Origin of the sequence: Ignavigranum ruoffiae (assembly GCF_023195815.2) — a bacterium.
In the GTDB taxonomy this organism is placed as follows: Bacteria; Bacillota; Bacilli; order Lactobacillales; family Aerococcaceae; genus Ignavigranum; species Ignavigranum ruoffiae.
The window spans coordinates 248,833-267,438 of sequence record NZ_CP096206.2 but is presented as its reverse complement, the minus strand read 5'-3'; the positions used below and the strand labels follow the sequence as shown (position 1 = coordinate 267,438).

At 40.4% G+C, this 18,606-nt stretch carries 13 protein-coding genes; 8 read left to right on the top strand and 5 right to left on the bottom strand.

Annotation, left to right across the window (positions count from 1 at the left end):
- Positions 1 to 13: 13 nt before the first annotated feature.
- Together M0R79_RS01295 and M0R79_RS01290 are read right to left on the bottom strand one after the other, a co-directional pair.
- Entirely contained in the window at positions 14 to 1,102 is a 1,089-nt protein-coding gene (locus M0R79_RS01295; protein WP_248416753.1) for an ABC transporter ATP-binding protein, read from the bottom strand.
- 14 nt (positions 1,103 to 1,116) lie between these two features.
- Positions 1,117 to 2,088 (bottom strand): LacI family DNA-binding transcriptional regulator, encoded by a 972-nt coding sequence (locus tag M0R79_RS01290; protein ID WP_259560775.1) that lies wholly within the window; start codon positions 2,086 to 2,088, stop codon positions 1,117 to 1,119.
- A 207-nt stretch (positions 2,089 to 2,295) separates the two neighbouring features.
- Here M0R79_RS01290 and M0R79_RS09255 point away from each other — a divergent pair, with 207 nt between their 5' ends.
- The 7 genes from M0R79_RS09255 to M0R79_RS01260 all read left to right on the top strand — a co-directional run bounded on the left by M0R79_RS09255 (position 2,296) and on the right by M0R79_RS01260 (position 11,599).
- Complete coding sequence (locus M0R79_RS09255) at positions 2,296 to 2,883, top strand: helix-turn-helix domain-containing protein (protein WP_310795404.1); 588 nt, start codon at positions 2,296 to 2,298, stop codon at positions 2,881 to 2,883.
- The gene (locus tag M0R79_RS01285; RefSeq protein WP_310795419.1) at positions 2,787 to 3,722 is read left to right on the top strand and encodes an IS3 family transposase; all 936 of its coding nucleotides are present in this window, start codon (positions 2,787 to 2,789) and stop codon (positions 3,720 to 3,722) included. The genes M0R79_RS09255 and M0R79_RS01285 overlap by 97 nt, the downstream gene beginning before the upstream one ends.
- 272 nt (positions 3,723 to 3,994) lie before the next feature.
- Positions 3,995 to 4,438 carry a BlaI/MecI/CopY family transcriptional regulator gene (locus tag M0R79_RS01280; protein WP_248416755.1) on the top strand — a complete coding sequence of 148 codons (444 nt, stop codon included), beginning with the start codon at positions 3,995 to 3,997 and terminating at the stop codon, positions 4,436 to 4,438.
- Positions 4,439 to 4,469: 31 nt separating this feature from the next.
- Positions 4,470 to 6,956, top strand: a complete 2,487-nt coding sequence (locus M0R79_RS01275; protein ID WP_248416756.1) for a heavy metal translocating P-type ATPase — start codon at positions 4,470 to 4,472, stop codon at positions 6,954 to 6,956.
- 354 nt (positions 6,957 to 7,310) lie between these two features.
- Positions 7,311 to 7,796 (top strand): nucleoside 2-deoxyribosyltransferase, encoded by a 486-nt coding sequence (locus M0R79_RS01270; protein WP_248416757.1) that lies wholly within the window; start codon positions 7,311 to 7,313, stop codon positions 7,794 to 7,796.
- Between the two features lie 11 nt (positions 7,797 to 7,807).
- A complete protein-coding gene (locus M0R79_RS01265; RefSeq protein WP_248416758.1) occupies positions 7,808 to 9,361 on the top strand; it encodes a Ppx/GppA family phosphatase in 1,554 nt (517 codons plus the stop codon).
- Positions 9,362 to 9,382: 21 nt separating this feature from the next.
- Positions 9,383 to 11,599, top strand: a complete 2,217-nt coding sequence (locus M0R79_RS01260) for an RNA degradosome polyphosphate kinase (RefSeq protein WP_248416759.1) — start codon at positions 9,383 to 9,385, stop codon at positions 11,597 to 11,599.
- Positions 11,600 to 11,770: 171 nt separating this feature from the next.
- Here M0R79_RS01260 and M0R79_RS01255 read toward each other — a convergent pair whose 3' ends face one another.
- Together M0R79_RS01255 and M0R79_RS01250 are read right to left on the bottom strand one after the other, a co-directional pair.
- A complete protein-coding gene (locus M0R79_RS01255; RefSeq protein WP_092571426.1) occupies positions 11,771 to 12,745 on the bottom strand; it encodes a GMP reductase in 975 nt (324 codons plus the stop codon).
- 27 nt (positions 12,746 to 12,772) lie between these two features.
- Positions 12,773 to 14,401 carry an ABC-F family ATP-binding cassette domain-containing protein gene (locus M0R79_RS01250; protein ID WP_248416760.1) on the bottom strand — a complete coding sequence of 543 codons (1,629 nt, stop codon included), beginning with the start codon at positions 14,399 to 14,401 and terminating at the stop codon, positions 12,773 to 12,775.
- A gap of 319 nt (positions 14,402 to 14,720) precedes the next feature.
- Here M0R79_RS01250 and M0R79_RS01245 point away from each other — a divergent pair, with 319 nt between their 5' ends.
- Positions 14,721 to 15,917 (top strand): MFS transporter, encoded by a 1,197-nt coding sequence (locus tag M0R79_RS01245; protein WP_248416761.1) that lies wholly within the window; start codon positions 14,721 to 14,723, stop codon positions 15,915 to 15,917.
- 619 nt (positions 15,918 to 16,536) lie between these two features.
- Here M0R79_RS01245 and M0R79_RS01240 read toward each other — a convergent pair.
- A complete protein-coding gene (locus M0R79_RS01240) occupies positions 16,537 to 18,558 on the bottom strand; it encodes a DUF2079 domain-containing protein (protein ID WP_248417162.1) in 2,022 nt (673 codons plus the stop codon).
- Between the last annotated feature and the right edge of the window lie 48 nt (positions 18,559 to 18,606).

The window sequence follows — 18,606 nt, the reverse complement described above, 5'->3', positions numbered from 1 at the left end:
CAATTCTCTCCTTCTAATTGTTTATTCTTTGTTCATTTTGCAGATCAAAAAAATGTAACTTATCTGCTCTAAAAGACATATTATAAATACTTTCTTTATCTAGTTTCCTAGATTCCTGTAATTTCACGATAAAATCTCCTTGCTCAGAAGAAAAATACAGCAAGTTTTCTGAACCTAAAAACTCGACATGATTTGCTTTTATTCCTTGCGTAGAAGCAACATTTTCTAACTCAATATCTTCTGGTCGAATTCCTAGGATCACCTCCTTTCCTAAATATTCTTTAAGGGCATCTTTATAATCTTCTAAATCAATAGTTGTATGACCAATATTCGTTGTAAAATTATCTTGTAAAATTACCTTAAAAAGATTCATCGATGGAGTTCCAATAAAGCTTGCCACAAATATATTTTTTGGTTTTAAATATATTTCTTCTGGACGATCAACTTGTTGAATCTCTCCCTTATTCATTACAACAATCTTATCCCCTAAAGTCATAGCTTCAACCTGATCGTGAGTTACGTAAATCATAGTGGCCTTTAATTTTTCGTGAAGAGAAGCAATCATTTTCCGTGTTTGAACTCTCAATTTAGCATCCAAATTTGATAAAGGCTCATCTAGTAGAAATACTTTGGGTTCTTTAACCAATGCCCGGGCCAAAGCAACTCGTTGTCTTTGCCCACCTGATAAATTTTTTGGTAATCGATCTAGATAATGATTTAATTCAAGTAATTTACTAGATTCTTTAAGTTTTTCCGAAATTATTTCTTTGTCAGTTTTTTGATTTTTTAACCCAAAGATGATGTTCTCTTTTACACTCATATGGGGGTACAAAGCATAATCTTGAAATACCATGGCAATATCTCTTTGATCAACTTCAAAATCATTAATAATTTTCCCATCTAAATGAATATCACCACTGCTGATATCTTCTAAGCCAGCAATCATTCTGAGTATTGTTGATTTACCACAACCAGATGGTCCGACAAATACAACTAACTCCCCTTGTTCAATCTCAATATTTGCATCATTTACTGCGTAAAGCGCTTCTGTTGAAGTACCTTCATATTTTTTTGATACGTGATTAAATGATAAAAATGACATTTCTCCGCTCCTATTTAAATTTTTACTGAACTCGTTACTTTTATCGATCCACTAATATTTATACAATTAGGGATTATAAGTTCGTTAGATTGTAATTGCTGAATTAGTAATTGTGCTGCAGTTTTTCCTAGCTCATATTCGTTCAAATCTACACTCGTGAGCTCTGGTTTAAAAATATTATTGGCATTAATGCTTGAATAAAAGACAGCTACTGAAAAATCTTCTGGAATTTGTAAATCTAATTCACTTGCTAATTTATAAATTGCTAGAGCCATTAAATCAGAGTCTAAAATAAAAGCATCCACTGGATTGTCTAGAAGTAATAATTCTTTGGCTTTGTGATATGCAAAGTCTTCTAAAAGAGCGTCTTTCGGTGTATAAAAATGTAGATTATCTAAATTCTTTTCTTTGATTTCTTTCAGATAGCCTTTATATCGTTCAGGCGCAACCGTATTGTTTTCATAGGTATTTAAATAAACAATCCTTCGGTGTTTTCTAGACATCATCGATGTTAATTCTTGGCTTATAAGTTGATTGTCGTTATCTACAAAACAAACCTGTCCTAATTCTTTCTCAGGAGGTAAACCTACCCAAACATGGGGAACTGTATCAGAAACCTGTTCATCAGTAGCTGGATTTAATTTAATCATTCCATCCATCGGCAGGTAGTCATCTCGACCTTTACCAGTTGGCTCGATTAAAAGATAATAACCTTGTTTCGCACATATGGATAGTATTCCTTTGATAATATTTAATTGGAACTGAGAATTAAACTTTTCATTCGCTTCAAAAGAAATTCCAATAATTTTTGAAGTTTTTGTTGCTAATGTTCTTGCAAAATAATTTGTTTGAAAATTTAATTCTTTGGCTGCAGCCAAGACTTTCTCAGTCAACTCAGGACTGATGTACTTCTTTTTACTAAAAACATTTGAAACTGTACTTTTCGAAACATTAGCTAATTTTGCTACATCATTAATGGTTGCCACCATCTAACCTCCTTTCGAGAAAACCGGTTCGCTGAAATTATTTAACTATCTACAAACAGAATAACGAACTGATATTAATTATTTGTAAAGGTTAAGTAAATATAGCGTAAATCCCATAATTTCAAATAAAAAAATTTACAAAAATTTAACACTTTGTACTGACCCCCTAAAGTTGGACCGAATGATCCAACTTTAGGGGGTATTTGTATGGCTAAATATAGTTTAGAATTTAAAATGAAAATTGTATCCGAATATCTTTCTGGAACCATCGGGATGAAGACGTTGACGAAGAAATATAAGATTAAATCCTCCCAAGAATTAAGAACCTGGGTGAACGCTTATAAAACTTTAGGAATAAAAGGGTTAATGCGCTCTCGAAAAAATAAGACATACAGTGTAAACTTTAAGTTAAAAGCAATCACTTTGTATGAAGCCAGTGAGAAATCCTATCAAGATGTGGCGAATGAATTGGGATTGAATAATCCTTCACTGATTCCTAGATGGCGTCAAGAGTATCATAACCACGGGATTGAAGGTCTTTCTCGCAAACCAGGGAGGCCACCAATGTCTAAGCAAGAACGAACGAGCAGAGAAAAACGAACTTCTTCTATTCCATTGAAGATAACGGATCTAGAGTGGGCAAATAAACGAATTGAAGAACTTGAGTATGAATTAAAGATGCAAACGATAAAAAATGAATACTTGGAAATGCTAAGGAGCTTGCGGCAACAGAAAGCAATGAAGACAAAGCAAGAATCATCCACAAGCTCCGACAACAAGAAAGATTTACTTTAGCTGAGATTCTTGCGGCGATTGATTTTCCTAAATCCACTTATATGTATTGGCAAGCTCATTGGAAAAAATCAGATCCAGACCAAAAAGTCAAAGATGCCATCTTGTTGATTCGTAAGAAACATCCGAATTACGGCTATCGTCGGATTCATGCGACCCTTGTTAACCAAGGGTGGCACATTAATAAAAAGAAAGTCCAACGTCTCTGTCAAGTATTAAAGATTCAGGTTAAAAACTTCGGACGTAAATATCGAAAATACAATAGTTACAAGGGAGTCCTAGGACGGATTGCTCCTAACCGGATGAATCGAAGATTTGAGACGTCCATCCCTAGACAAAAGATTACTACGGATACGACCGAATTCAAATATTATGAAGAAGATCATTCTGGTAAACTTCAAGTTAAGAAAATGTATTTAGATCCTTTTATGGATCTGTATAATCTAGAAATCATTAGTTTTAAAGTATCTTCTCAACCGAATCGGATCACGATGATTGAGGCGTTGAAAGAAGCTTTAGAAGCATCGAAAGAATGCGCCTATCGACGAACCTTCCACTCAGATCGTGGCTGGGCTTATCAAATGAAGGAATATCAGGCGTTACTAGTAGAACATCAAGTATTCCAAAGTATGTCGCGTAAAGGGAATTGTTATGATAATGCCCCGATCGAAAATTTCTTTAGTGTGATGAAACAGGAGATGTATTATGGGAAAATATATCGAAGTTACAAGGAATTAGAAACTGCAATCACAGATTACATTCAGTATTATAACGAAGAACGAATTAAAGAAAAATTGAATTGGCTAAGTCCTGTGGCATATAGAAAAGCGCAAGCGGCTTAACAATTTATCATTAAACCAAAAGAGAGACAAACACAAAATAGTGTTCATCTCTCTGGTCCAACTATTTGGGGTCACTCTACTTCCCAACTTGACTCATTCATTTTATTTTGTATTGCTGACACTACAAAAAATTTAGTATGTTATATAGGGGAATTTACCCTAAATCATGCTTATTGACTTTAATCGATTACAGTTGTAAACTAACCATAGAGTTTACACTTGTAAATTTGAAATTTTAATTCTAATAAATAATTTATTTTGGAGGTGATGAAATGCATCCAGCCACTGAAATTTCGATGGCCGAGCTAGAAATTATGCGCATTATCTGGGCTCAAAGTCCAGTTTCTAGTCGAGAAATTATTGATATCGCCAGTCAAGTAAAAGATTGGAAAGAAGGCACGATTAAATCTTTGATTCATCGTTTATTGCAGAAAGAATTTATCGAACAAGATACCAGTCAACGGCCTTATTTGATCTCTGCTAAGATTTCTGCCGAAGAAGCGACTTGGTCCCGAATTGACGAAGAGTATGAGCAAGTCTGCGCCTGTGATCGGCAAGGTTTACTCCTTCATTTACTTAAACAAACTGAACTGAGTAAAGACCATTGCCAAGAATTGATTCGTTTCTTAGAAGCTAAAGCCACCAAGGCACCTGAAAGCATTCGATGTCAGTGCCCACCTGGCCAATGTCGTTGTCATCATGCTCACGCCCACTAGCTCGATGTTACATAGAAAGGAAGTGACTCTGATGGAAAAAATTCGTTTTGATGTTGAAGGAATGCACTGCGCTTCCTGTGCCCAAACGATTGAAAGAGGTCTAAAGAAACAAGCAGGTGTTGAAGAGGCTTCCGTAAATCTATTAAGTGAGGAAGTCTGGGTCAGCTTTGATCCCCATCGTATTCAAGCCAAGGATTTACAAGACGTGGTCGATGATCTAGGTTATCAACTGATTCTCCCCCAAGCTCAACAAGATCAGAATCAGACAGCTACTCAAATCCAACACTATAATATAGAAGGAATGCACTGCGCTTCCTGCGCCCAAACCATCGAAAAAGCTGTCAACCAGCTGGAAGAAGTCGATCAAGCTCAAGTCAATCTAGCTAATGAAACTTTAACCGTTCATTGGAAAAATCAAGCCCAATCTCAACGAGTGGTCGACACTGTCGCCGTTGCCGGTTATCAGGCTCAATTACAAGAAGATAATGTTCAATCCTATCAAGAAAAACGCCAACGTAAATTAGTCCAACAAGATCAAGAAAAACACAAACTCATCTGGATGACCCTACTTCTCACCCCGCTCGTCCTGATTGCCATGGGGCCCATGCTTGGTTTGAGCTTGCCAGCTTTTATTGATCCGATGCACTCGCCAAAAACCTATGCCCTCGTTCAAGCCATATTGACGACTGGCATTATGTTTATGGCCCGGCAAACGTTCACGATGGGACTCAAAGCTTTATTTAAAGGCCACCCTAATATGGATTCGCTAGTGGCCTTAGGTACATTGGCTGCCTACTTACAAGGCTTATTCACCACGGTTGGCCTGTGGCTGAATGACTCAGCTCAGTCAGAACATCCCGTCTTATATTTTGAATCTGCTGGCATGATTCTGGTCTTAATCGGCTTAGGTAACTATCTAGAAAATCGGGCCAAGCATAAGACCAGTCAAGCGATTGAATCGCTGATGGACTTGAGTCCACAGACTGCCCATCTAGTAAAAGGTCCCCAAGACATCGTTGATGTCCCCACTGAAAAACTTAAGGTAGGGGACCGGGTCTTAGTGAAGCCTGGCGAAAGAATCCCACTTGATGGTCGCATTGTTCAAGGACAAAGTAGCGTGGACGAATCGATGTTAACGGGCGAAAGTTTGCCCGTTGAAAAACAAACAGACGACAAAGTTACCGGTGGTTCTTTCAACCAATCTGGTTCTTTCCAATTTGAAGTGACGCGTGTCGGTCAAGATACCACCCTGGCGCAGATTATTCGCTTAGTTCAAGATGCCCAATCCACTAAGGCGCCCATCGCCCGTCTAGCAGATACAATTTCAGCCTACTTCGTACCCATTGTTATGACTCTAGCTGTCTTAGCAGCGGGTTACTGGTATTTCCTAGGGGGCCAATCGCTGAATTTCGCACTCAATATTCTGATTAGTGTCCTCATTATCGCCTGTCCCTGTGCCCTTGGCCTAGCGACACCGACCGCCATGATGGTAGGTATTGGTAATGCAGCCAATAAAGGCATCCTTATTAAGAGCGGACAAGCCCTCGAACAAATTCAACAAGCCGATGTCATCCTCCTTGATAAGACGGGAACCATTACCCAAGGCAAACCAAAGGTACAAGCCTTCCATATCGTTCCAGAATATCAAGACCGGGAAACAGAGATTTTAACTTGGATTGCTTCCGCAGAGAACCAGTCAGAACATCCGTTGGCCCAAGCAATTGTCCAATTCGCCCATGATCAAGGACTTGACTTAAGTGAGGTCGATCATTTCCAAGCTGAAACTGGTCAAGGTATTCAAGCTGAAGTTAAACACAATGCAATCTACATTGGTAAGCAGGATTATATTGCTCAACATGCCACCATTCCGCAAAGCTATTTAGACCAAGCCAATGAAGCGAGCCAGCAAGGATTCACCACAATTTATGTGGCTTTAGCAGATAAATTTGTAGCCAGCCTTGATTTGGGTGATCAAATCAAAGAAACTTCATTGGCTGCCATTCAAGATTTGCAAGATCGCGATTTAGAATTAGTGATGTTAACCGGGGATAATCAACAAACGGCCGAAGCGATTGGTCAACAACTTCACCTCGATCGAGTTATTGCAAATGTTCTCCCTGCTGATAAGGCAAACGTGGTAAAAGACTTACAAGCTCAAGGCAAAAAAGTGCTAATGGTTGGTGATGGAATCAACGACTCTCCAGCCCTGGTTCAAGCCGACATTGGTCTCGCTATTGGTTCTGGCGCCGATATTGCCGTGGAAGCTGCTGATGTGATTCTGGTTCACAATGATCTCGCCGATATTGTTGAAACCTTTAACTTGAGTCAAGCTACTATTCGCAATATCAAACAAAATCTCTTTTGGGCGTTTATCTATAATATTATCGTTATTCCCTTGGCGATGGGCTTCTTCTATGCTTTTGGGGGCCATTTATTGAATCCAATGGTCGCCGCAGCAGCCATGAGTCTATCCTCAGTATCGGTTGTCCTCAATGCGCTAAGATTACGCCGGGCCTAATTGAATCTATTAGGTCGCTCAAAGCCCGAGTCCGATTAATATTTTCTCTACCCGTATTGAAGGGCCAAAGACGGTCTTTCAACAAAAGATCATAATTTTAATAAAATGAATCCTTGTTCTAATGACAAAGATTGCTCGACTGATAATTTTTTCAGTCAAGCAATGTTCAAGTCGCACTCGATAACGGTGTGATTTAGCATAGAATGGGGATTTTTTTTATATTTATGGGGATAATGTCTGCTGAGCAAGAAGGCGGATATTCGGCTGAATCCTTTGGCAATTGCTCGCTTAGGTGTTGAGTCCCTAGGGGCCAATGGTTATAATACAAGTAGATTAGTGATGAAGGAGTGCCCTATGACTAAAATCTATTTTGCCAGTCCCTTATTTAGTGAAGGTGAATTGGCTTATAACCGATATGTTAAAGATTTAATTTTACAACATTATCCTCAACTTCAGGTTCACCTACCGCAAGAAGTTGAATCGATTAACGATAAACAAGCCTTTGCTGATTCTGTTATGATTGCCCAAGCTGATACCCAAGCGGTCTTAGATAGTGACTTAATGATCGCTGTCTTAGACGGCTTAGTAATCGATCCTGGCGTGGCCTCCGAGATTGGGATTGCCTTCCAGGCAGGTATTCCAATTATTGGACTGTATACAGACTCTCGTCAACAAGGTGCTGAACATCCGCAGAAGATTGCTGCCCTGAAAGAAATTGCCGAGTCCCAATTCTCCTATATTAATCTTTATACGGTAGGACTCATCAAACAAAAAGGGCAAATTGTTGGTTCCAGCCAAGCACTCATTGATGTCTTAGCTGATTATATTAACCAGTCTTAGAAAGGGATGCCATGCACACAGAAAGACTCGCTATTATTGATATAGGTTCCAATACCATCCGTCTGGTAATTTATGGAATCAACCGTTACTTTGATATTGAAGAACTCCACAATGTAAAAACACCAGCCCGTTTGGCCGAATTCCTCCATGAGAAAAAAGGCCAAACCATACTCGACCAAGCTGGTATTGACCGGGTCATTATGACCTTGAATAGCTTTAAACAAGTGATGCGCCGCTTCCAAGTGGACACAGTCAAAGCCATGGCTACCGCGGCCATTCGTCAATCCCGCAACCAAAAAGAAATTCTTGCAGCGATTGATCAAGCCACCGGCATCCAGGTTGAACTCTTAAGTGAACAACAAGAAGCTGAATATGGTCAATACGCAGTAAACTATACTATGAACGTCCACGATGCGATTACCATTGATATGGGCGGGGCGAGTACCGAAGTGACGCTCTTTAAAGATAAAGAGATGGTTGCTTACCATAGTTTCCCCTTCGGAACCGTTAGCCTGAAAGATCGCTTCTTTGATGGCAAAAGTCACAATGACCGTAAAGCCATTGATAAGACCAGCGCCTTCTTAAAAGATGCTTTCAAGAGTCTTCCTTGGTTAAAGAAAAGTAAGTTACCACTGATTGCTATCGGGGGTTCTGCCCGGAACGTGGCCAATGTCCACCAGCGGATGACGGCTTACCCGATGGCCGGTCTTCATGGCTATCCAATGACCAATGACAACTTATTAACAACTTTGAATTTATTCCTAGAGACCGAAGCAGAGAATTTATCTGATATCGATGGACTCTCTAATGACCGAGTCGATATCATTGTTCCAGCCAACCTAGCTTTCCTCGAGTTAATGAATGTCATCAGAGCCCCTGAAATGTTAATTTCAAGTCAAGGGATTCGGGAGGGGATTATCCTTTACCATATTAATACCACCTACAATATGCCACTCGATAATCAACAGATTCGCGTACGCACGGTCCAACAACTGATGCGCAATCTGCCGATGAATGATTTCGGCGCCTACTTAAGGGTTGATTTTACCATTAATCTCTATTTACAAGCTTGTCGTCTAGGTATCTTTGAATACGATTATGAACAACATGTCGAATTAGAATTCGCAGCTTATCTCTATCGAGTCGGAGCTTTCATTAGTAGTGAAGCCGATTCTCACCACACTTTCTACTTAATTTCCAATATGAATCTGCTCGGATTTACCCATAAACGTCGCTTACGTCTTGCTCTCTTAGCTAGTTATAAGAACCGTTCCTTACTCATGCAATTCTTAGAGGATTTCGCTGATTGGTTAAGTCCAGAAGAAGTTGATCTAATGATTGCCATGGGGGGCTTAATTAAATTCGCTGCTGCCTTAAATGATTCGAAGACCAACCCAATTAATCAACTGAAACTTGAACGGGTTAAGGATGATCAACTTGAACTTAAGATCTATCATGATCGTCCAGTCTTAGCAGAACAGTACCGAACCCAACGTCACAAGAAGCATATTGAACGTAGTCTCAATGCCCAGGTCGCTCTTAATTTTATTCAACAAGAACCATAATAAAAATAAAGGAGTATCAGCATGAACGCGGATAATTTAACCGAACAAATCAAAGAACCTAACCTTAATCAGTCTTTGGAAGAAGCTTTTGAAGATCCTAGTCTTTATTTTAATCGTGAACTTTCCTGGTTAGACTTTAATTATCGTGTGATTGAAGAGGCCTTAGATCCAGAAAATCCGATTCTGGAACAATTGAATTTCTTAGCGATTGCTAGCTCCAATTTGGACGAATTCTTCATGGTGCGTGTCGCTGGAGTTTATGACCAATTAGCCGCCGGCATAGAATTAGCAGAAACTAAGACCATGATGTCCCCTGACCAACTACTCAGCGCCATCTCTGAGAAAAATCACGAGAACGTCCGCATTCAATACGAACGATATCATGAACTCAAGGAGAAAATCATTCCCTTAGGTTATGAAATCAAATCTATGAAACAACTGACAGCAGATGAGATGGCTGAAGCAACCCTTTACTTTAAGAACTTCGTCCAACCCACCCTTTCACCTTTAGGAGTCGATGCTTACCGGCCATTCCCTCATTTAAATAACAAGGTGATTAATATTCTGGTGAACTTGACCGAATCACGGACGAGTAAGAAAGGCAATATTAAGACAACGGATCGTTATGCGATTGTGCCCATTCCTGCTTTATTAGGTCATTATAAAGTCTTCCAGATTGGATCAACCAAGACCGTCGTATTGATTGAAGATTTGATTATTCATTTCCTTGATGTGCTCTTCGATGGCATGACTATTAATTATGCCTATCCTTTCCGTATTACCCGAAATGCTGATTTCGATATTATTGAAGACGATGCAGCCGACTTATTAATTCTGATTGAAGATTATATTAAACAACGGAAGAATGGTCGAGCTATCCGCATTGAGATTGATACTAGTTATCTACCAGAAGAACGCAAAGTCGCTGGTAATTATCTGAAAGAAACACTGGAAGTCGAAGATCGGGCCATGTATCTGATTAATGGGCCACTCGATTTAACCTTCCTCTTTGGTCTGCATGATCTGATTGGCGAAGACCATCCGGAAGAACTTTATCCGCCGTTCACCCCTTATCTGAATCCGAATCATCTTGGTGAGAAACTTTATCAAGAAATTGCCAAGCATGATGTCTTTATTCATCCACCTTATATGTCATTCGATCCGGTGGTTTCCTTTGTCCAACATGCTGCCGAAGATCCTCAAACGGTATCTATTAAACAAACCTTGTATCGCGTATCCAAAAATTCGCCAATTATTGCTGCCTTAAAGAAAGCAGCTGACAATGGTAAAGAAGTTACCGTCTTGGTCGAATTAAAGGCTCGTTTTGACGAATCTAATAACGTCTATTGGGCACGGGAATTGGAAGAAGCAGGCTGTCACGTTCTCTATGGCGTCTCTGAATTAAAGACCCACAGCAAAATTACCATGGTAATCCGCAAGGAAGGCAACCAAATTCGTCGTTATGTCCACTTAGGAACTGGGAATTATAATGACAAGACGGCCAAAATCTATACCGATATGGGCGTTTTCACCGCCAATCCGCAAATTGGTGACGATGCTACTAAATTCTTTAATTATCTGAGTGGTTATACCGACCGACCCCATTACACCCATTTGCATGTGAGTCCTTTCGCCATTCGTGATTCATTGATGGACTTTATCGAAGAAGAAATTGACTTCCATAAAGCTTATCAGAACGGTCGCATTGTTGCTAAGATGAACTCACTAACCGATAAACCATTAATTAAGAAACTCTATCAAGCCAGTCAAGCCGGTGTGAAAGTCGAACTGATTGTACGGGGAATTTGTTGCTTGAAGCCAGGGATTCCAGGCATCTCCGAAAATATTCAAGTCCGCAGTATTGTCGGTCGCTTCCTTGAACATCCGCGGATCTATTACTTTAACCGGAATAATGAAGGTCACTTGTTCTTGTCCTCAGCGGATATGATGACTCGAAACATGGTGAACCGGGTCGAAATCGAATTCCCAATTCTCGACGAGAAGATTAAACGACAAATCATTGAAATTCTTGATGCTCAATTGAATGATACTATGAAGGCTCGCGAATTACAGATGACAGGCGAATACATCCGTCCAGATCGGACTAAAGTTCAGCTAAATAGTCACGATAAGATGATGGAATACGCTAACCAAATGCAAGCCGAACTTAATAAAACCCAAGAGAAGAAACAAGAAAAGAAATCTTGGTTTGATCGGATTCTTCGTCGTTTCCGCTAATTGAGATACATCCCCAATAAATATGACCTAAGCTCGAGCAATCATTGCTTGAACTTAGGTCTTATTTATTTGGCTAGATAGGGAAAATCCTAAATCATTATGATTTCGATAAAAAAACGAGCAGAGCTTAGTCTAACGACCAAACTCCACTCGAAATATTAGTTTTAATGCTTAATAATCCCCATTGAAGATTGAATTACGGACGATGACATAATCTACTTTGCGTAAATCAGCCAATTTATTCCCACCAGCATAGGAAATTGAAGATTGTAAATCTTGCTGCATCTCAATCAAGGTATCAGCCAGATGACCTCGTGTTGGAATTAACTCAATCTTACCTTCAACGTTCTTGCGGGTTCCTTTTTGATATTCGGAAGCTGAACCAAAGTATTCTTTAAAGAGTTGTCCGTCCACTTCACGAGAGCTCCCCGGACTTTCAATATGGGCAGCCAACAGAGAACCAATCATGACCATCGTAGCGCCAAAACGAATGGACTTAGCAATGTCCCCATGTTGACGGATCCCCCCATCACAGATAATTGGCTTACTTGCTGATTTAGCACAATTCCGAATGGCAGCCAATTGCCAACCCGCTGTACCAAAGCCGGTCTTTAACTTGGTAATACATACGCGACCTGGGCCAACTCCCACTTTAGTGGCATCGGCTCCAGCATATTCTAAGTCGCGCACGGCTTCTGGCGTAGCCACATTTCCTGCAATAAGGAAACTTTCTGGCAGATATTCTTTAATGAAGCGAATCATATCCATCACATCTTCAGAATGTCCATGGGCCACATCGATGGTGATATATTCGGGGATAATCTTCTCATCGGCCAGTTCACGAACGAAATCAAATTCATGGGGTTTAATTCCAATTGAGATGGAGGCAAATAGACCCTTGTCGTGCATCTTTTGGATGAATGGTTTGCGCGCTGCTTCATCAAAGCGGTGCATAATGTAGAAATAGTCATTCTCAGCAAACCAAACCGCTAATTCTTCATTAATCACTGTTTGCATATTGGCTGGCACCACCGGAATTTTGAATGTCCGCGGACCAAATTTAACGCGGGTATCACATTCAGACCGCGAATGAACAATACATTTATTGGGAATCAGTTGGACGTTCTCATAATCGAATAGTTCCATTATTTATAAAACTCCTTTAAATCATCCTTAACCTTCATATAATTGGTTAAGTCTGTCTTGAATTTCTGGATTATTAACATAATCTTCGTACTTAGTATTAATGTGATCGAAGGCTCCTTTAGGGGTTAATTCAATGACCCGATTACAGGTCGTATTCAGAACTTCATAGTCGTGTGAAGCCATGAGGATGGCACCTTTGAATTTAATCAGCCCTTCGTTCAATGAAGTAATTGACTCCAAATCTAAGTGATTAGTTGGTTGATCTAAAATTAAAACATTAGCCTTAGATAACATCATCTTGGAAAGAATGGTCCGGACCTTCTCGCCCCCAGAGAGAACCTGAACGGACTTCTTGACATCATCCCCTGAGAAGAGCATGCGTCCCAAGAAGGACCGCAAGAAAGTTTGATCCTGTTCCTCTTTACTAGCGAATTGGGCTAACCAATCGACAATCGATAAAGAACTGTCGCCAAATTCATCGCTAGCATTACGAGGTAAGTAGGTTTGTTTGGTCGTAACCCCCCACTCGAAACTACCCTGATCCGCTTCCATCCGCCCCATTAAGATATCGAACAACGCAGACATGGCTAAATCATTGCGACTTAGAAAGGCTACCTTATCCGTTCTCTGTAGGGTAAAGGTTAAATTATCGAATAGTTTAACCCCGTCGATGGTCTTGGACAGACCTTCAACACGCAAGAGGTCATTGCCAATCTCGCGCTCGGGTTCAAAGCCAACATATGGGTAACGTCGGGAAGAAGATTGAATATCGTCTAAAGTAATCTTGTCTAATAATTTCTTTCTCGAAGTTGCTTGTTTAGATTTCGAAGCATTGGCCGAGAAGCGAGCAATAAAGGCTTGTAATTCTTTAATCTTTTCTTCTTTCTTCGCATTTTGATCGGCAGCCATCTTCGCAGCCAGTTGACTGGATTGTAACCAAAAATCATAGTTACCGACAAAGAGTTTGATTTTACCAAAATCAACGTCAGCCATATGGGTACATACTGTATTTAGGAAATGGCGGTCGTGAGAAACTACAATCACGGTATTGGGGAAGTTCAAGATAAAGTCACTCAACCAAGATACCGCCCGTGCATCCAACCCATTGGTCGGCTCGTCTAGCAGAAGATTATCGGGCTTACCGAATAGAGCCTGAGCTAATAGGACCTTGATCTTGTCTGCTTCACCTAATTCACGCATATATTGATCATGCATGGAAGTCGGAATCCCTAAACCTTGTAGCATATCTGAGGCCTCAGCTTCAGCTTCCCAGCCCCCCATTTCAGCGAATTTAGCTTCTAATTCACCGGCACGTAGCCCATCTTCTTCGGAGAAATCCTCTTTAAGATAAATGGCATCCTTCTCTTTCATGACATTATATAATTCTTTATGTCCCATCATGACTGTCTCTAAGACTTTTGAATCTTCAAAACCATAGTGATCCTGGCTCAATACAGCGAGGCGTTCATTGGGATCCATCGTGACGGTTCCCGTTGTCGGTGTCACATCACCGGATAAAATTTTTAGAAAAGTTGATTTCCCTGCCCCATTAGCGCCAATGACACCGTAACAATTTCCAGGCGAGAAGGTGATATTTACATCATCAAAAAGCTTGCGATCTGAAAATTGTAAGCTGATGTTGGATACATTTATCATGGAGGTCCTCCCTTTAGTTTCTTTTTTACACCAACAGATATCATAGCATAAAATCAATAAGAATACAGTAAAATGTCTCAATAAGTCTGGTCAAGTTCTTCTATAATATTCTCAATCAAGAGGCAATCTTGACAAGAAACAAGCCTAACTTTTCTGCCAAGAAATGTCAACATAATAAATCAATGTGGAGGGTTGAACAAAAATGATTATGGATACGATGACAAGATTAGGCTTTGATGGATAAATAAAAACAGATTAATGATTTGCTAAGTTGAAAGTTGACTCGTCACTTCACTGAGAACGTGCTACAATAGGACAGATGAAGCAAATTGAAGGAGAATCAGCCATGTCACTCAGTCAACGACGAAAAACAATGATGACACTATTTTGTGTGATGTTCTTGGCCTCGGTCACCGAGAATATCAAGGGGATTATTATTCCCCAACTGCGGACTAGATTCTGGCTCAGTGCGACTGATATTTCTTACATGCTTACAAGCGCCAGTATTGCCTATATTATGGCTACTTTCTTCGCTGGTAATCTTGTCAATCGCTGGGGTCAGCGCCGGATTGAATTACTCGCCCTATGGCTTATGCTCATTTCCTGCCTGGAAATGGCCTGGGCACCAGACTTTCTGTTCTTTATTATTGGCATGGTCTTACTGAATATCGGCCTGGCATTAAATGGTGTGATTCTAAATAGTGCCATTCCCCTCTTAGCTATAGAATCCAAAAGCAAAACGGTCAACCGTCTGCACTTCATGTATGGATTAGGAGCCACCATGGGCCAAAGTTTGGCTGCCTTGGCCTTAGGCCAGGGATTTCACTACCCACAGATTTTCATCAGTCTAGCTCTCCCTCTAATCATATTATCGCTGGCCAGTCGCAAGGCTCAATATCCTCAAGTGGCTTTACCCGAATTGGATGACCCTCAGCTAAGTTCTCATCCTTATCGTGATCGACGCTTTTATTTACTAACCTTGGCTATGGGCTTGTATATCTTCGCTGAAATAGGTTTAGGTAATTGGTTGGTCGATTATCTGCATGTGACTCAGGATATGGCCGAAAGTCAAGCTGGACAATATATTTCCCTTTTCTTTCTGGCGTTAGCCTTAGGCCGTTTCTTTGGCGGGCCATTGGTGGACCGGCTAGGCGCTTTTCCTAGTTTAATTATCGCTTGCGTAAGTGGAGCTAGCTGCGTGATTCTTGGCTTAATGATTGGTGGCCCGGCTTATTATCTGATTAGCTTGGCAGGCCTATGCTATTCTATTGTCTTTCCGACTGCTGTCGTCCTCATCTCAGAAATCTTTCACCATGATATTGCTAAGATTACCGGACAGATACTGACCTTTAATTCTTTAGGTTCGATGATTTACAATCAAGCGGTAGGTTGGACTACCGACCACTGGGGCTTCCAACGTTCAATCTACTTAATGCCCATAGCGGCTCTACTCTCAGCTTTGCTCTTCTACCTCCTGTGGCACGGTCAGCGAAAAATTGCAGCCCAAGCAAGCTAATCGTCGACCAATGCTTGCCTTCATGGTCCCTATCAGAAATCAATCAATATATAAGGACTTTATAAATATAGTAGCTTGTTTACCACCTGATATCTAGAATAAAGTAAATAAATGTATTTAAAAATCCGAACCTAACTCTTCATCAAGACCAGGTTCGGATTGGTTTAATTTGCACTTAACTTTTCTTCACAAAAATATTCTATCATCCTCAGCTCTGTCAGGGCTATCTAACCCAGCAGATCAGCATACTTTACTCACATCAGTCTCTTGAAGCCTCTGGCTTTGGGGGAAGTGAGGCCTAAAGTAAGTCTGGCGCTTATCTGAATAAGCGGAAGACGATACCCAATCGGTTAAAATATAGTTAAGAAAATACAAAAACTTTAAGGTCTAGTATGGCTTGGTTATAGTTACCAATAACTTTTAGTATGAAGCAAAAAAAATATTCCGAATCTAGAATACTAGCAAGATTGAAGAAGATCCACGTAGCTTACAATGACTTTGCGACTGGTCGCTTAGTCATTGTCTAGTGGATCTAGTCCGGAAAAGCCTTCGCTTTGAAGGACGGTCTCTTGCCCGTATTCTAGATTCGAAATATTTTGCATAAAAACAGATTTCTCGATTAAGATGGCTTCTGATAAATCAACACCCGCTCACTAGATAAAGGACTCAACGTATATCCAGCCGCTAAATATTTACGAATAACCTCTGATTCTTTCTTATCAGCCTGTAAAAGCTGCCGCGGAAAGACTAACAAATCAATCTCCTCATCCACTTCTCCTTGCCGATGGTAAAAAATATCATATAAATAAGAAGCCTGACTTAAATGCGTCGTGTAATGACTATAAGCCAGTATTTTCTTATCCGTATCCACCCGTTTCAAATCCTCAATCACCACTTGATGGTTGGCTCGGTTATCTTGATAAGCCGCATAATGGTCACGCAGAGCCTGACTGCCTTGAAACCAAAGAGCCAAAGAAGCAAAAAGCGCAACCAAGGTCAAGGTCCAGGCTTTCGCTGATTTAGAACCTTGATACATCTGGGCTAAGGATCGCACGCTTAAGAATAATAATAAGCTAGTCGACCCGTAATGATATTGGAAACCAGGATCTACTTGATAAGGATAATCACTCAATAAATTAATCCCAATCAAAGGAAGCCAGAGGAAATAACTATGCCAATCGCGCTGAATGATTGGTAGGAATGCCTGACTCAATAAAATCAGCAAGAGATAGGTCAATTTTTCCTGGCTAAACAAAGAAGCCAAAGTATAAGCAGGGTTCAACAAGATATTCTTGATGACTGCGAATAATCCATTCTCGCCAGCCAGCATATAATTGGAGAAACGACTGACCATCGGCCCATCGCCATAATGGGCTAGATAATACAGGCAGGCTGTAAAGTAAATTAGCGGAAATAGAATTTGTCCTAAGAAGAGCCATTTGACTTTGGTCCAGCGTCCTTTTTGGCCTTCCTCCCAAGCAAAATACAAACCTATTGCCAGCACATAGAGCATGGCATCTTCTTTAATGAGTAAGCAGACGATCGTGGCCACAAAGGCCCAGCCCGTTCTACCTTCTAATAATAAAGCGATTAACCAAAACAAAACCAGCGGTAGAAAGCAATTCTCATGAAAGCCATAGCTATGGCCACTGGTTAATAAAGGCGCAAATAAGAGTAATAAAGGCAATAATACTTGGGCTAGCGGAGGCAGACTTAATTTATTTACAATCCGTTTAAAGGGAATCAGAGCTGAGAAAGTCACTAAGACTTGTAACCACTCTAAGGTCGCGGGACTTGGCCATAACTTATAGATTGGCAGTAAAAGATAGTAAATCGGTGAAATATGCACGGCAAAATGACTGAGCCAGCGATCCCGTTCTAAAGTCGTAACTGGACCTAGACCCTTAGCCATATTGGCATACATCTGACTAAAAATTCCCTTATCGAAGCTACCAAAACTCAGCGAACCCTCTTTACTGACTAGCCAAATGCTCACCGTAACTACCACTAGGCTTATTATCAGATAAGTGACCAAACGAATTAGCTTTAGTCCAGCGGGTCGGTTTAGCTGATGCTCCAGCCCCTTCTTATTGCGCAGTAACAGATAAGAAAACCAAGCAAAGATCAATAAGATTACGGCCAGTTTGAAAATAAAGGCCAATCTTGGGTCATTAGCCTCTAAGGAAAATTTATCTAACTGACTTTGATTGACTTGTAACGCTAGATAAATCAGACGAAAACCTATTCCACCTATCCCAAGAACTAATACTTGACTGGTAGCTTGATGAAGGTTTGGCTGATGGGCTAAGACTATCGATAATATCAATATTAAACCCAACTCAATCAGGATAGCCTGCGTCAAAAATGAAAGGCTCAAGGCGTATATTATGATTAAAACTTTAAAGACCGACTCCTGAGAATAGGCTTTTATTTTATGGAGGATTAGCAAACCAACGACGATCAACAGATAAAATAATAGGAAAACACTTAGATTCCCTTGAGGATTTAAAGCCAGAAAACTCACTGAAGCTGGCTGAATTATCAGAGCCAATAGTTGGAAGATTAAATAGGCATTGACCCAGAGATACAATGAAGTAGAGGGCCAGTAGTCTCGACAGAATGAGACGAACTTCATCCACACTTGACGCAAGCCAACATGCTCCTTTCTTAACATTAAATTAGCGAACCT

Excerpts from the sequence above, each read along its gene's own strand:
- M0R79_RS01295 (WP_248416753.1), bottom strand. The coding sequence starts at position 1,102 with ATGTCATTTTTATCATTTAATCACGTATCAAAAAAATATGAAGGTACT.
- M0R79_RS09255 (WP_310795404.1), top strand. The coding sequence starts at position 2,296 with ATGGCTAAATATAGTTTAGAATTTAAAATGAAAATTGTATCCGAATAT.
- M0R79_RS01280 (WP_248416755.1), top strand. The coding sequence starts at position 3,995 with ATGCATCCAGCCACTGAAATTTCGATGGCCGAGCTAGAAATTATGCGC.
- M0R79_RS01275 (WP_248416756.1), top strand. The coding sequence starts at position 4,470 with ATGGAAAAAATTCGTTTTGATGTTGAAGGAATGCACTGCGCTTCCTGT.
- M0R79_RS01270 (WP_248416757.1), top strand. The coding sequence starts at position 7,311 with ATGACTAAAATCTATTTTGCCAGTCCCTTATTTAGTGAAGGTGAATTG.
- M0R79_RS01265 (WP_248416758.1), top strand. The coding sequence starts at position 7,808 with ATGCACACAGAAAGACTCGCTATTATTGATATAGGTTCCAATACCATC.
- M0R79_RS01260 (WP_248416759.1), top strand. The coding sequence starts at position 9,383 with ATGAACGCGGATAATTTAACCGAACAAATCAAAGAACCTAACCTTAAT.
- M0R79_RS01255 (WP_092571426.1), bottom strand. The coding sequence starts at position 12,745 with ATGGAACTATTCGATTATGAGAACGTCCAACTGATTCCCAATAAATGT.
- M0R79_RS01250 (WP_248416760.1), bottom strand. The coding sequence starts at position 14,401 with ATGATAAATGTATCCAACATCAGCTTACAATTTTCAGATCGCAAGCTT.
- M0R79_RS01245 (WP_248416761.1), top strand. The coding sequence starts at position 14,721 with ATGAAGCAAATTGAAGGAGAATCAGCCATGTCACTCAGTCAACGACGA.